The sequence below is a fragment of the Nonomuraea ferruginea genome (assembly GCF_039540635.1).
Classification (GTDB): domain Bacteria; phylum Actinomycetota; class Actinomycetes; order Streptosporangiales; family Streptosporangiaceae; genus Nonomuraea; species Nonomuraea ferruginea.
In genome coordinates this window covers 200,108-212,820 of sequence record NZ_BAABFD010000005.1, presented here as the reverse complement: position 1 = coordinate 212,820, position 12,713 = coordinate 200,108, and the positions used below count along the sequence as shown (strand labels likewise).

Annotated in this window: 16 protein-coding genes; 8 read left to right on the top strand and 8 right to left on the bottom strand. The window is 71.9% G+C overall.

Translation table 11 applies throughout. From position 1 onward, the window contains the following. The first annotated feature begins 90 nt into the window (after positions 1-90). On the top strand, positions 91-639 hold the full coding sequence (locus ABD999_RS11925; protein WP_271275077.1) for a hypothetical protein: 549 nt from the start codon (positions 91-93) through the stop codon (positions 637-639). 35 nt (positions 640-674) lie between these two features. Further along, positions 675-1,355 (top strand): hypothetical protein, encoded by a 681-nt coding sequence (locus ABD999_RS11920; RefSeq protein ID WP_271275078.1) that lies wholly within the window; start codon positions 675-677, stop codon positions 1,353-1,355. 64 nt (positions 1,356-1,419) lie between these two features. On the opposite strand, the gene ABD999_RS11915 is transcribed toward ABD999_RS11920, so the two are convergent. Together ABD999_RS11915 and ABD999_RS11910 are read right to left on the bottom strand one after the other, a co-directional pair. Next, entirely contained in the window at positions 1,420-2,256 is an 837-nt protein-coding gene (locus ABD999_RS11915; protein WP_271275079.1) for an MBL fold metallo-hydrolase, read from the bottom strand. Next, positions 2,250-2,846: a dihydrofolate reductase family protein gene (locus ABD999_RS11910; protein ID WP_271275080.1), complete on the bottom strand. Its 597-nt coding sequence runs from the start codon at positions 2,844-2,846 to the stop codon at positions 2,250-2,252. Before ABD999_RS11910 ends, ABD999_RS11915 begins: the two co-directional genes overlap by 7 nt. A 73-nt stretch (positions 2,847-2,919) precedes the next feature. On the opposite strand from ABD999_RS11910, the gene ABD999_RS11905 reads away from it, so the two are divergent. Continuing rightward, positions 2,920-3,414, top strand: coding sequence for a winged helix-turn-helix transcriptional regulator (locus tag ABD999_RS11905; RefSeq protein ID WP_271275081.1), 495 nt, complete (start codon positions 2,920-2,922; stop codon positions 3,412-3,414). 103 nt (positions 3,415-3,517) lie between these two features. Here the strand turns inward: ABD999_RS11905 and ABD999_RS11900 are convergent, their stop codons facing one another. The 3 genes from ABD999_RS11900 to ABD999_RS11890 all read right to left on the bottom strand — a co-directional run bounded on the left by ABD999_RS11900 (position 3,518) and on the right by ABD999_RS11890 (position 5,553). Continuing rightward, positions 3,518-4,030: a hypothetical protein gene (locus ABD999_RS11900; protein WP_271275082.1), complete on the bottom strand. Its 513-nt coding sequence runs from the start codon at positions 4,028-4,030 to the stop codon at positions 3,518-3,520. A 71-nt stretch (positions 4,031-4,101) separates the two neighbouring features. Further along, complete coding sequence (locus ABD999_RS11895; RefSeq protein ID WP_345482685.1) at positions 4,102-4,647, bottom strand: hypothetical protein; 546 nt, start codon at positions 4,645-4,647, stop codon at positions 4,102-4,104. Positions 4,648-4,815: 168 nt separating this feature from the next. Continuing rightward, entirely contained in the window at positions 4,816-5,553 is a 738-nt protein-coding gene (locus ABD999_RS11890) for an aminoglycoside phosphotransferase family protein (protein ID WP_271275084.1), read from the bottom strand. An 86-nt stretch (positions 5,554-5,639) separates the two neighbouring features. Between ABD999_RS11890 and ABD999_RS11885 the strand changes: the two genes are divergently transcribed. Next, a complete protein-coding gene (locus tag ABD999_RS11885; protein WP_271275085.1) occupies positions 5,640-5,876 on the top strand; it encodes a hypothetical protein in 237 nt (78 codons plus the stop codon). Further along, a complete protein-coding gene (locus tag ABD999_RS11880; protein WP_246640571.1) occupies positions 5,789-5,980 on the top strand; it encodes a mycothiol transferase in 192 nt (63 codons plus the stop codon). Before ABD999_RS11885 ends, ABD999_RS11880 begins: the two co-directional genes overlap by 88 nt. A gap of 24 nt (positions 5,981-6,004) precedes the next feature. On the opposite strand, the gene ABD999_RS11875 is transcribed toward ABD999_RS11880, so the two are convergent. Together ABD999_RS11875 and ABD999_RS11870 are read right to left on the bottom strand one after the other, a co-directional pair. Further along, positions 6,005-6,604, bottom strand: a complete 600-nt coding sequence (locus ABD999_RS11875) for a hypothetical protein (RefSeq protein WP_271275086.1) — start codon at positions 6,602-6,604, stop codon at positions 6,005-6,007. Next, positions 6,601-7,011 (bottom strand): RNA polymerase sigma factor, encoded by a 411-nt coding sequence (locus ABD999_RS11870; protein WP_271275135.1) that lies wholly within the window; start codon positions 7,009-7,011, stop codon positions 6,601-6,603. The genes ABD999_RS11875 and ABD999_RS11870 overlap by 4 nt, the downstream gene beginning before the upstream one ends. 100 nt (positions 7,012-7,111) lie before the next feature. Here ABD999_RS11870 and ABD999_RS11865 point away from each other — a divergent pair, with 100 nt between their 5' ends. From ABD999_RS11865 to ABD999_RS11855, 3 genes are read left to right on the top strand one after another with little or no spacing between them, the layout of a single operon-like run. After that, on the top strand, positions 7,112-7,582 hold the full coding sequence (locus ABD999_RS11865) for a (2Fe-2S)-binding protein (protein ID WP_148030888.1): 471 nt from the start codon (positions 7,112-7,114) through the stop codon (positions 7,580-7,582). After that, positions 7,575-8,564 carry an FAD binding domain-containing protein gene (locus ABD999_RS11860; RefSeq protein WP_271275087.1) on the top strand — a complete coding sequence of 330 codons (990 nt, stop codon included), beginning with the start codon at positions 7,575-7,577 and terminating at the stop codon, positions 8,562-8,564. Before ABD999_RS11865 ends, ABD999_RS11860 begins: the two co-directional genes overlap by 8 nt. Then, on the top strand, positions 8,561-10,765 hold the full coding sequence (locus ABD999_RS11855; protein WP_271275088.1) for a xanthine dehydrogenase family protein molybdopterin-binding subunit: 2,205 nt from the start codon (positions 8,561-8,563) through the stop codon (positions 10,763-10,765). Before ABD999_RS11860 ends, ABD999_RS11855 begins: the two co-directional genes overlap by 4 nt. Before the next feature lie 26 nt (positions 10,766-10,791). Here the strand turns inward: ABD999_RS11855 and ABD999_RS11850 are convergent, their stop codons facing one another. Continuing rightward, positions 10,792-12,420, bottom strand: a complete 1,629-nt coding sequence (locus ABD999_RS11850; RefSeq protein WP_271275089.1) for an ABC-F family ATP-binding cassette domain-containing protein — start codon at positions 12,418-12,420, stop codon at positions 10,792-10,794. Between the last annotated feature and the right edge of the window lie 293 nt (positions 12,421-12,713).

Here is a 12,713-nt window from a genome sequence, read left to right as displayed (position 1 = left end):
TGCGGCGTAGTCGCATCAGCCTCCGGTCGTACGAAGGCGGCGCTCTTGTGGTGGACGCGCCCGGCCGCCGCCGCTTCCTACCGTGACGCCGTGACCATCAACGAAACGGCGCAGAGCGGGCGGGTGGCGGCGGGGCTGGCGGCGTCCGCCGGCGGGCTGGCCATGGCCGTCACGGGCGTGATGCAGGCGATGCGGCCCATGGACGATGATCCTCGCGTGCTCGGTGAGGAGCACCTCCTTCTGGGCCTGTTCGCGGCCTCGCTGATCCTTCTCGTTCCCGGCCTCGTCGCGCTGGCCCGCCACGGCGGCCGTACCGCCCTCGTGGGAGCCGTCGTCGTCTCGGCCGGCCACGTCCTGCTGGCGTTCGGCGCCACGTCGTCGAACCTGCGCGGCGAGGACTACGCGTGGTTCCCCTTCGTGGCCGTACCGGCGAACCTCGGCATGCTCGTGGGGGCGATCATGATGGCGGTGTCGCTGTGGCGGGCCGGGCAGGTGCCCCGCGCCGTGGCGGCGGCCCTTCCGGCCCTCTGGGCGTGCGAGATCATCCTCGCCCAACTCGGCGGCGGGCTGATCGCCGGCCTCTACTGGCTCGTCGTGGGCGTCCTGCTCACCTCCGGCACCTGGCGGACTCGCCGGTGAGCTCGCGTTCGGTGGTCCGGACGAGCCCTGATGGAGTGCAGACATCTCCGTCTTCTGAGGGTGACCCCGGGCGGGGCGAGCAGAACCGGCCGCCGGCCGAGACGCTTTTCGCGTGGGGGTCGGAGATCCTCAGGGGGTTCGCCGCCGGTGCGAGTGTCGTGCTCGCCGTCATGTTCGGGTGGGCGATCGTCGTGGGCCTCATCCTGGGACTCGTCGGCGCGCTGCTCGGCATGGACCCGAACACCCCTGAGCTGGACAAGTTCTTCGACGACTACTTCGAGCCGGTGTACTACGGCCTGCCGGGCCTCGCGGTCCTGGTCGGGGGCGGCGGCTGGGGGATACTCCGCCTGCTGGAGCGGCGCGAGGAGCGGGCGGACCGGCACGCGATCGTGCTGGAGAGCAGGGCCAAGGCCGTCCAGGACGTGGTGCGCGAATCGGCGAGCGTGTCGGAGGACCTCGACCGGGAGATCGCGGAGAAGCTCGCCCGGCTCACCGAGCTCAGCGCCCGTCTCGAAGCGGTGCGCAAGGAAGTCCAGCTGACGGAGGAGCAGACCAGGATGGTGGACGTCGTCATCGGCAAGCACCTGGTCGGCCAGGCCAGGGCGCAGCTCGTGCAGCAGGTGGTCTTCCTGGTCCTGGCCTTTCTGCTCGGCTTCGTCGTCAACTGGCTGTCCACGCCGGCGCTCGACACGCTGCGGGGCTGGTGGACCACCTGAGCGTCCCCCAGGCCGCCGGAGCGTCCTCGCGTTCGCGCGTACCGGCTGTGCCGCACGCCGAGAGCTAGCCGGGAGTCCCGTCGCGTTCGCTTCTCCGGGCGAGGCTCTGGGCTTGGCCCGCGTGTATGTCGCTCACCCATTCCCAGCCGGGCTGGGCCGAGGGGCCGAGTCGTGGGTCGTCGGGAGTACGGCCGTCACGCAAGGCGTGCACGTACGCGCGGTCCAGTTCGATCCGCGCGCATATCTGGTCGGCTCCGCCGACGGACCCGTGACCGGGGACGAGGACATCGGCGTCGCCCGCCACGTCCTCGAGCAGTCGCAGCCCGACGAGGTACTCCTCGACCGGGTCGTTGGTGCCGTTGAAGTCGTCGAGCATCGGAACCAGGACATCCGACAGCATGTCGCCGGCGACGAGAACCCCGCGTTCCTCGATCAACAGCGCCGCATGGCCCGGGGAATGAGCCGGATGCTCGATGATCCGGACTTGAGGGCCATCCCACGGAATCCGGGTGGTTCCGGCAGGCAGAGCGGTGATGAGGCCGAACAGGTCCAGCGGTGTCTCGTCAGCGATCTCCGGCGGCAGCCCTTCGGCGACCCGGGCCTTCCAGTCCGCGTTCGAGCGCAGATCTCGCATGGAAGCCGCACAGCGGGCCGTACCGTAACGGGGCGCGTCGCCGAGCGCTGCGTGCCAGAGCACGTGATCCCAGTCAGGATGCGTCGAGAAGCCTGCCACAACAGGCCGGCCCAGCTCGCGAAGGTCGTTCGCGAGGCACGCCATTTCGTCGCCCGTTATCCCGGGGTCGATGAGCATCACGCCGGCCCGGCCTAGCACGACGACGGTGTTGTTCTGGAGCAACTCGCTCTGATGGACGAGCACACCCTCCGCGACCTGCCTCAGCACGAGCTCGCCTCCTTCGCGTCCCGTACGGCGTAGTGATGCATCGTGACGCCCTGCTCGAACGATCGCTGCTCCAGCAGGTCGAGATCGATCGGCAGGTCATAGTCGTCGAACAGCGGCCTGCCGAAGCCGAGGATCGAGGGATGGGTGAAGAGCAGCAACTCGTCAAGAAGCCCCGCCCGGAGCAGCTGCGTCGCGAGCGCCGCGCCGCCCACGCTGATGCTGCCGTCGGTCTCGGCCCGCAGCGCGGCGAGCCGCTCGATCGCGTCGTCCCCGCCGATGATCCGGGTGTTGTGGCCGGCGCTGCGGCGGGTGCGGGAGACGAGCACCTTGGGCTTGGCGGTCCAGATCTCACCGTACTCGCGCATGACGTCCGGCAGCGACGCGTCCTCGCTTGACCGCGGCCAGTATTCCTCCATGGCCTCGTAGTAGACCCGGCCGTGGACCATGAGCGCGAGCGCCCGCGTCCGCGCGTTGGCCTCGCGGTGCAGCTCCTCGTCGACGCGCAGCCACTCGCCGGCGCCGTTGTCCCCCGGAACCTGCTCGATCCGCAGGTCGAGGGATACCTGCATCGAGTAGATGAAGCGACCCATCAGCTCCTCTTCCAAAGTGGTTGCAGTGTGCAACTACTATATGGGGGGCGAAATACCTGTCAAGGAGGAACAAGTGGAACCACGGTCCGGGTGTCCGATCAACGCCGCCGTCGAGGTGCTCGGAGATCGCTGGTCGCTGCTCGTGCTGCGCGACGTCATCTTCGGCGACCGCCGCCACTTCCGGGCGCTGCTCACCGGGTCGATCGAGGGCATCGCCTCGAACATCCTCGCCGACCGTCTCGTACGGCTCGTCGAGGCGGGGATCCTCACCCGCGGCACCGCCGTGCGGGGGCAGCGCGCCCGCTACAGCCTCACCGAAGCCGGCATCCAGACCCTTCCGATCATCTACGCCCTCGGCAACTGGGGCCTCGACTGGCGGCCGGGCGGCGACGAGCTCCGCAGCCGGCAGCGGCTCATGCGCGATGAGGGCCCGGCGTTCATCGAGGAACTGATGGACGAGCTTCGCGTCCGCCACCTCGGTGCCCCGCCGAAGCCGCACGACGGTCCGGGGCCCTTCGAACGCCTCGACGCCGCCTGTGCCACGAGTGACGGAACGGCCCCGCCCTGACCTTCCCGGGCTCCGGTGGCTCGGCGTCACGTTGTTCGGCGCCACCGACATGAGTGAAGGGCTGCCCCGTCGTCCGGGGGAGCCCCTCACCTGCGGTCGGCGTTCAGGCGCAGCCGCGCGCCTTCACGGAGAAGGCCGGGATGGTCAGGCTGGCGCTGCTGGAATGCGGGGTGACGTGGACGGTGCCGCCTTCGAACCGCAGCTCGTACTCGCCCTGTCCGCGGCACGCGTAGTGGTCGGTGTAGGTGCTGGTGTTGCCGGAGCGGGCGATGTACACGCTGTTGCTGCGCGACTCGGTCCAGGCGGGGACGCCGTCCTTCGACAGGGACAGCTTCGAGCTCATCGAGCAGTCGGAGTTGGACCACAGGGCGACGCCGTGCCAGCACTCCAGGGTGAGCGTGTTGGTCGGCTCCAGGGTGCGTTCGCCGAAGGTGTGGGTCTTCCACGCCTCGGTGAGGCAGATCGTGGCCCTGGCGGAGTAGTTGCCGGAGGTGATCTCCTTCATGGCGCAGCCGCGGGGAGGGTTCTGCGAGGACGCGGAGGCGGGGTGTGGGGCCGCCGTGAGGGCCAGCGCGGCGGTGAACAGCATGGTCAAGCTGCGGAACGGTCTCGTCATGGACGCATGTTACTCAGAGCGACTGTCCTAACACGAAGAGCGGTCGGTCGATTTCTTTCGTGGTGCCGGTGTCAGTGGGTGCAGGTGGCCGAGACGGTGACGTCGTAGATCCACCACGCGCCGCCGGGCGCGGTGTAGACCAGGGACGACGTCGTGGCGTAGCCCGTGCACGCCTGGCCCGCCGCCAGGAGCGCCGCGCGGGCGGCCTGCGCGCCGTTCTCGACGGCGACGTTCGGGCTCGTGCCGCCGGCCTGACGGGTCTCGGTGCGCGGGACGGTGTACGACACCGGCGGCGGGACCTCGCAGTTGCCTGACGCGGTCGCCTCGTAGATCCACGCCGAACCGTCGGGCGCGGTGTAGAGGTGCCTGGTGGTGACAGACACGCCCGAGCAGACCTCGCCGGCCGCGGCGGCCTGCTGGTTCAGCGCGGCGCGGGCGTTGGCCTCGGCGGCCGCCTTTCCCGCCGCCGGGCTGGGGCCCCAGCCCGAGGAGGTGGCGGAGCGGTAGGCGGCGGCGAGCGCGGCGGGAGCGGACAGCACCGCGCCGGCGGTCAGCGTCAGGGCGAGGACGAGGGCGAGGCGCAGAACCTGGGCAGGACGACGAGCGCTGAGTGCCATGGTGTCCCTCTCGCAAGGAGGTTCGAGATCGTCACCATAGAACCGGGCAGGCCGGGCCGACCAGCGCCGGGGGCGCGGGCAGGCGTCCGCGCACGTCGAGACTGAAACTTTCACCTGGGTGCGCGCCGCTCGCGTCAGGACATGGCGTAGTCGTCGGGCTGTGCGGCCTCACAGCCGGGAGTTCAGCACGGCGACCTCGGGCCACGGGTCGAAGCCGTGCTCGATCAGCCAGCGGACCGCCCGCAGGCTCCGTAAGGACCACCACGCGCGGATCACGTCGAGGTCGACCTCGGTGCCGTAGCCGGCGACGACGTCGCCGAGGCGCTCCTCGTGTCCGAGCGTCAAGGTGGCGAGGTCGAACAGGGCGTCGCCAGGCCCCGCCTCGGACCAGTCGATCACGCCGGTGATCTCGTCACCGTCGGCGAACACGTGGGTGACCTGCAGGTCGCCGTGCGTGAACACCGGTGTCCACGGCCGGAGCGCGGCCTCGGCGACCCGGCGGTTCCGGGTGACCACGTCGGCGGGGAGGACGCCGTTCGTGACGAGCCACGCGCATTCGCCGTCGAGGCGCGATGCGACCTCGTCGAGGCTCCGGCCGGGCCAGGGCGGCGGCGGCGCGTCGTGCAGCGTGCGTGCGGCGGCACCCGCCGCGGCCCACGCCGCCGACGACGCGGTCGACGGTTCGCCGAGGCGGCCGAGCGCCGTCCCCGGCAGGGCGGCGAGGGCGAGCACGGGCGGCTTCCGCCACAGGACCTCCGGGGTGGGGATCGGCGCCATGGCCATCGCCTCGACCTCGACGTCGGCGCGCGTCCGATCAGCGTCGATCTTCAGGAACACGTCGCCGACGCGCAGGGTCGCGCGCTCCTGATGGGCCACGACGACCTCGACCTCCTCCACATCGGCCATTATCTCGGGATGACCACCGACATCGCCGGATTTATCGCGTACGACTGGACGGCTGACCGCCTTCGATCCCATGCCAGGGTTACGACATGACCGATACGCCATGGGAACCGCCGCTGGCCGGTGACGAGAGCGCCCACCTGCTCGGCGCGCTCGATCGGCTGCGCACCACCTTCCGCTGGAAGGCCGACGGCCTGGACGAGGAGTCGCCCGCTCCCGCGCCACGCTCGCCGCCGCGCTGGCCGACGGCGGCCTCGACCAGCTCGCCCACGTCTCCACCCCCGACGGACGGCACGCCAGCCTGCGCCGCCTGGTCTGCGACCTGATCGAGGAGTACGGCCGGCACACCGGCCACGCCGACCTCCTGCGCGAGGCGGTCGACGGCCGGGCCGGCGAGGACCCTCCACCCGGCTGGCGCCAGGTGAGCTAGGCACCGAACGCTTCGGACTGACGATCAACCTGGCTGGTCGTCGTACCACTTGGGTGTGGCGACCTCCCGGGGATCGGGGGCGGTACCGGATCCGGGGATGACGTAGAGGTCGACCGTGTCGGAGCTGTGGTCGCGCGAACCGTTGACGATCCAGTCGTCCTCGACCCGATCCGCGGAGACCGGCTGGTCGAAGAAGCCGCCCTCGGGAAGGTCCCACAGCAGGCGATAGCCGACCTTCAATCCGCGTCGGTGCACTTCGGAGCGTACGGCCTCGACCGTCTTGCCGTGAACCTCGTAGCCCTCCAGGGATTCGTCCCCCGGGGCGTAGAGAAGGGGGTCCGCGTAGGCCTCGCCCGGTTCGGCAGGACGGCCGACTCCGAAGACGACGCGTCCGGGGAAGTCCGAGGGCATCCAGACCTTGCCGCAGAATGCCGACGCGCACGGTGTCACCGCCTGCGTCCCGATGCTTCCGTGCCAGTCGAAGCCCTCCGGCACGGCCGGGCCGATCAGGTTGCCGACCTCGGCCGGCGCCACCGGAATGACCTTCACCGTGACGTTCAGCCCGACCGCGCGGAACGCTTCCTCGAAGCGCCGGCGGTCGGCCGTGGGGTCGGTGATGGTCACGGCGAAATGGTGGCCGGACTTGTTGATGGAGACCGCCGCGTTGGCGTACTCGGTCGCCGGACCGCCTGGCGATCTGCTCGCTGGTCAGCTCCTCCCAGCAGGCCAGCGCCAGCACCTCGCGGCCACGCCGTACAGCCACAGCAGCCCCGCTCACCGTCGGGCCAGGCGGTGAGGAACGTCTCGGAGATGACATCGGCGGTGTCGTCGGCCGAACCGGTACGGCGGGCTGCGTACTGATGGATGGCCGGGTAGTACGCGTCATAGATCGCCTCGAAGCGATCTCGATGTGTCACAAAGTCTCCTCGCGAAAGTGCCGGACACCTTGGTAAATGTCCGGCACCCTGCGCCGTGTTGCAGGTGGCCGGAAAGGAGTCCGGTCCGAGGTGCTCGGGGCACGTCGGGTACATCTTCCGAATACGCGGGTACCGTACGAAACGGATCTCCCCCCGGAAGGCCCGGCGCCGCCTGAGCGCCGGGACCGGTACGGCGTTCGGGGGATTCGGGGACATGACGACGTTGACCGTCAACGGCAGGGACTATCCGCTCGACCTGGATGACGCCCGCCTCACCCTGCTGGACGCGCTCCGCGACCGGCTGGGTCTGACCGGCACGAAGAAGGGCTGCGACCAGGGCGCCTGCGGCGCGTGCACGGTGATCGCGGACGGCAGGCGCATCCTGTCCTGCCTCACGCTCGCCGCCCAGTGCGACGGCCGGGCGATCACCACGATCGAAGGGCTGGGCTCCGAAGGCGGCCCGCATCCGATGCAGGAGGCGTTCGTGCGGCACGACGCCTTCCAGTGCGGCTACTGCACCTCCGGGCAGATCATGTCGGCGGTGTGCCTGCTGGCCGAGGGGCGCGCGGGCTCGGACCCGGACATCAGGGAGTTCATGAGCGGCAACCTCTGCCGCTGCGGCGCCTATCCGAACATCGTGGCGGCCATCCGCGAGGTCGCCGGGGCGGGTGGCGGCGATGCGTGAGTTCACCTACGTCCGGGCGGCCGAGGTGGGGCAGGCCGTCGCCACGGTGAGCGCCGACCCGGAAGCCTGCTACCTGGCAGGCGGCACGACCCAGCTCGACCTCATGAAGGACGGCGTGCTGGAGCCCGGACGGCTGGTGGACATCACCAGGCTCCCGCTGCGCGGAGTCCGGCTCGACGGCGACACGCTGCGGGTGGGGGCGCTGACCACGATGGAGGAACTCGCGGCCGACCCGTACGTGAGCGCGCGGGCGCCGTTCGTCCGCGAGGCGCTGCTGCTCGGCGCATCGGTCCAGCTGCGCAATATGGCCACCATCGGCGGCAACCTGCTGCAACGCACCCGCTGCCGCTACTTCCGCGACCCGACCGTGCCCGACTGCAACAAGCGCCGCCGCGGCACCGGCTGCGCGGCCGTCACCGGCGCCGCCCGCATGCACGCGATCCTCGGAGCGAGCGAGCACTGCATCGCGTCGCACGCCTCCGACCTGGCCGTCCCGCTGGTGGCGCTCGACGCGATCGTGCGCGTCCGGGGATCCGCGGGGGAGCGGACCATCCCGCTCACCGACTTCTACCTGCTACCGGAGGCCACGCCCGATGTGGAGCACATGCTCGGCCAGGGCGAGCTGATCACCGCCGTGGACGTCCCGCTGCCTCCGGAAGGCACCCGGTCGGGCTACCTGAAGGTCCGCGACCGCATGTCCTACGAGTTCGCGCTCACCTCCGCGGCTGTGACCCTGCTGCTCGACGGCGGCCTGATCCGGGAGGCACGGGTCGCGCTCGGCGGGGTCGGCACCGTACCGTGGCGGGCCCGCGAGGCGGAGGAGATCCTGCGCGGCGCGCCGGCGGGCCCGGCCGCGTTCCGGGAGGCCGCCGAGCGGGCGGTGCGTGACCCGTTCACCATGCCGGGCACCGCTTTCAAGGTGGAGCTGGCCAAGCGCACGCTCACGCGCGCGCTGCGTACCGTCGCGGGGGTGGCGTCATGACGACCGTCGAACGGCCCCGGATCGTCGGCGCCGGAACGGACCGGGTGGACGGCCCGCTCAAGGTGACCGGCGCGGCGCCGTACTCCAACGACGTCAGCCTGCCCGGCATGGCCCACGCCGCCGTCGCGCGGGCCACGATCGCCTCAGGACGGATCACCCGGCTCGACACCGGCCCGGCCGAGAGCGCCCCGGGCGTGCTGGCGGTGCTCACGCACCTCAACGCGCCGCGACTCGGCTCCGGCCCGGAGTCCCTCCTGCGTACGCCGCCGCCCCCGCTGCAGGACGACCGGATCCTCTACTACGGCCAGTACGTCGCCGTCGTCGTGGCGGACACGCCCGAGCAGGCCAGGGCGGCGGCGCGGCGGGTCGAGGTCGGCTACGAGCGGGCCGAGCCGCTGCTGGATCTCGACGACCCGCGAGCGGAGCGGGTGGCGGACCCGTGGGGCAGCGACGCCTCATGGGGCGACGTGGCCGCCGGGCTCGCCCGCGCGGACGCCGTCGTCGACGCGTCGTACACCACCGCAGAGAACACCAACAACCCGCTCGGCCTGTTCACCACGCTGGCCGCGTGGGACGGCGACGCGCTCACCGTGCACGACTCCACCCAGTGGCCCGTCCTGGTGCGGGCCACGCTCGCGCGGATGTTCGGCGTGCCGGAGGCGGGAGTGCGGGTGCTGGCCCCGTACGTCGGCGGTGGCTTCGGCGCGGGGCTGCGCGTCTGGCCGCATGTGGTGCTCGCCGCGATGGCGGCCAGGCGGACCCGGCGGCCGGTCAGGCTCGAACTGGCCCGCCCGGAGATGTTCACGGGCATCGGCCACCGCCCGGCCACGGCGCAGCGCGTCCGGCTCGGCGCCACCCGCGACGGCCGGCTGACCGCGATCGAGCACGAGAGCGTGTCGACCCTCTCGATCGAGGGGGACAACATCGAGCCGTGCGCGTCCGTCTCCACGACGGCGTACGCCTGCCCGAACGTCTCCACCCGGGACCAGCAGGTACGGCTGAACATCCCGTGGACCAACTCGATGCGCGCGCCGGGCGAGGCCCAGGGCAACTTCGCGCTCGAGTCGGCGATGGACGAACTGGCCTACATGCTCGGCCTCGACCCGCTGGAGCTGCGGCTGCGCAACTACGCCGAGGTCCACCCGCGGTCCGGCCTGCCGTGGTCGAGCAAGGCGCTGCGCGAGTGCTACGAGGTCGGCGCCGACCGCTTCGGCTGGGCCCGGCGCGGGGCCGAACCCAGCTCGATGCGCGAGGGTGACTGGCTCGTCGGGTACGGCCTGGCCGGGGTCAGCTACTTCTGGTACCAGGCGCCCTGCCGGGCCAGGGTGACCGTGCGCGGCGACGGGACGGCGTACGTGCGCAGCGCGGTGACCGATATCGGCACCGGCACGTACACGGTCATGACGCAGCTGTCGGCCGAGCTGCTCGGCCTGGAGCCGGGGCGCGTCACGTTCGGGCTCGGCGACACCGGCATGCCCCCGGGGCCCCAGGCGGGCGGCTCCGGACTCACCGCGGCCCTGGGCAACGCCGTGCACGCGGCCTGCCGTGCCCTTCTGCGGGCCTTCCTCGACCTGGCGGGCGCCGACCCGGCCTCGCCGCTGGCCGGCTGCGGGGCCGATGACGTCACCGTCACGGACGGGCGGATCCACCGCGTCGGCGAGCCCGGGCGGGGCGAGTCCTACACCGGCATTTTGGCCGCGCACGGGCTGGAGGAGCTGAGCGCGGACGGCGACAGCGAGCCGCGCCGGGCGGAGGAGGCCGGGATGGCGCCCGCCGGGCCGTTCGGCGCGCGGTTCGTGGAGGTCCGGGTGGATCCCGAGCTGGGGCGGCTGCGCGTGGCGCGGGTCGTGTCGGTGATCGACGGCGGCCTGATACTCAACGAGAAGCTGGCCAGGAGTCAGATCATCGGCGGCACGGTCGGCGGGATCGGGATGGCGATGTTCGAGGAGACCGTCACCGATCGGGGAACCGGCCGGATCGCCAACGCCACCCTGGGCGACTACCTCGTGCCGGTGAACGCCGACGTCCCGGACCTCGACGTGACCTTCGTCGGGGTCCCGGACGCGTACAACCCGGTCGGGGTGAAGGGCGTCGGCGAGATAGGGCTCGTCGGGATGGCCGCCGCCATCGCCAACGCCGTCTTCCACGCCACGGGCAGGCGCATCCGCTCCGTGCCCATCACGATCGACGATCTTCTCTGAGCACCGCGACCCGGCGGCAGCCCTCGCTACGGCGGGCCTATCTGCAGACGCGGCCAGCCGGCGAGGTCCCGCAGGAGCTGCCGGTCGTGCGTGGCGACGACCACGGCGGCGCTCGTCTTGAGCATCGCGTCGGTCAGCTCGTCGACGAGCGCCGGTGACAGGTGGTTGGTCGGCTCGTCCAGCAGGATCAGGCCGGGCCGCCCGGCCAGCGCGAGCGCCAGGTCGAGGCGCCGCTGCTGTCCCTGGGACATCCGCCCGACCGGCGTACGCATCGCCTCGGAGTCCAGCAGCCCGAGCGATCCCAGCGGGACGGCGTCGGCGTCGCGCAGTCCCTTGTGGGCCACCAGCCGTCCCACGTGGCGTGCGTACACCTCGCGGGCGGTGAGCGCGGGGTCCTGCCCGGCGGTCTCCTGGGTGACCTGGGTGATCCGTGCCCCCTGCGCCGTCCAGACATGCCCTTCGGTGGGTTCGAGCGCACCGGCCAGCACCGCGAGCAGCGTGGACTTCCCGGCGCCGTTCGGTCCGGTGACGAGCAGCCGGTCGCCCCCGTCGAGGGTGAGATCGATGGGCCCGGCCAGCCGCCCGCCGACGGCGACGCCATGCGCGCGCAACTGCGGCGCCCCCGGCCGGACGCCCAGGTCCGGCCACCGCAACGACGGCGGCGGTTCGGGCACGTCGATCCGGTGCGCCAGCAGGGCTTCCCGCTGACGGTTCAGGGCCTGCACGACGCCCGGCGCGCGGGACTGGCGCTGGTGCTTGCCGGTCCCCTTGTCCGGCCGCCAGCCGGTGGAGAGCCGGTCGCGGGCCTTCGACACCGCGTCCTGCAGCCGCCGGTGCTCGGCCTGCTGCTGCTCGTGGTCCTGCTCCCAGCGCTCACGCTCGCGACGCCGGGCGTCCTGCCAGGCGTCATAGCCGCCTGCGTACAGCCGCGGCTTCCCGTCACGGGCCGGGTCGAGGTCGAGGAACCGGTCCGCGACGTCGCGCAGCAGCGCCCGGTCGTGGCTGACGACGGCGAGGCCGCCGTCGTGCTCGCGCAGCCTGCGGGTCAGGAAGTCCAGCCCGCCCGCGTCGAGGTGGTTGGTCGGCTCGTCGAGCAGCAGCACGTCGTGCCGCGCGCCGAGCAGGCAGGCCAGCCGCACCCGGTAGCGCTGACCGACCGACAGCGTGGCCAGCGGACGGTCGCGGTCGGTGCAGGCGCCGAGGGCTTCGAGGGCGACGTCGACGCGGCGCTCGGCGTCCCACGCGTCGAGCCGGGTGGCGGCGTCGAGCGCGGTGGCGTAGCGGTCGTCGGCGGCGGGGTCGCCCTCGGTCATGGCGAGGGTCGCCTCCTCCAGCGCGTCGAGGGCCGCGAGCGACGCGGCCAGCGCCTCGGACGTCAGGGTGCCGACGGTCTCGCCCTCTCGCGCGGACAGCTCCTGGCGGGCCAGGCCGATCGTGCCGGCACGGTGCACGGCGCCGTCGTCCGGTGTGATCAGTCCGGCGAGGACGTGCAGCAGCGTCGTCTTGCCGCGGCCGTTCTCGCCGACGACGGCCACCCGCGACCGGGCGGAGACGGTGATCGAGACGTCGTTCAGGACACGCCGGGACCCGCGGGTGACGGTGACGCCCGTGGCGCGTACGTGTGCGCTGTCACCCGCCTCGACGGGCAGGGACATGGTTTCGGTATTGGGGATGAGGTTCAACGGTGCTCCGCAGCTCGCAGTGGAGCCGGGCAACAGCAGAGGGCCGCCCGGCGGGAACCGGGACGGCGAGCGCGGATTCAGCAGGAAGAGGGCGCCGCCGTCAGCGGGCGGAGCGGATCTTCTGCGACCAGATACCTCGTGCCATGACGGCCACGTTAGCAGCCTTGAGGCGCCACACTCATCCGGATTTCGCCCGGGGCGCATGATGGTGACTTCCGTCTCACGAGGCAACCTGGACGGCGACTGTGCATGGAAGAGGTATGCGA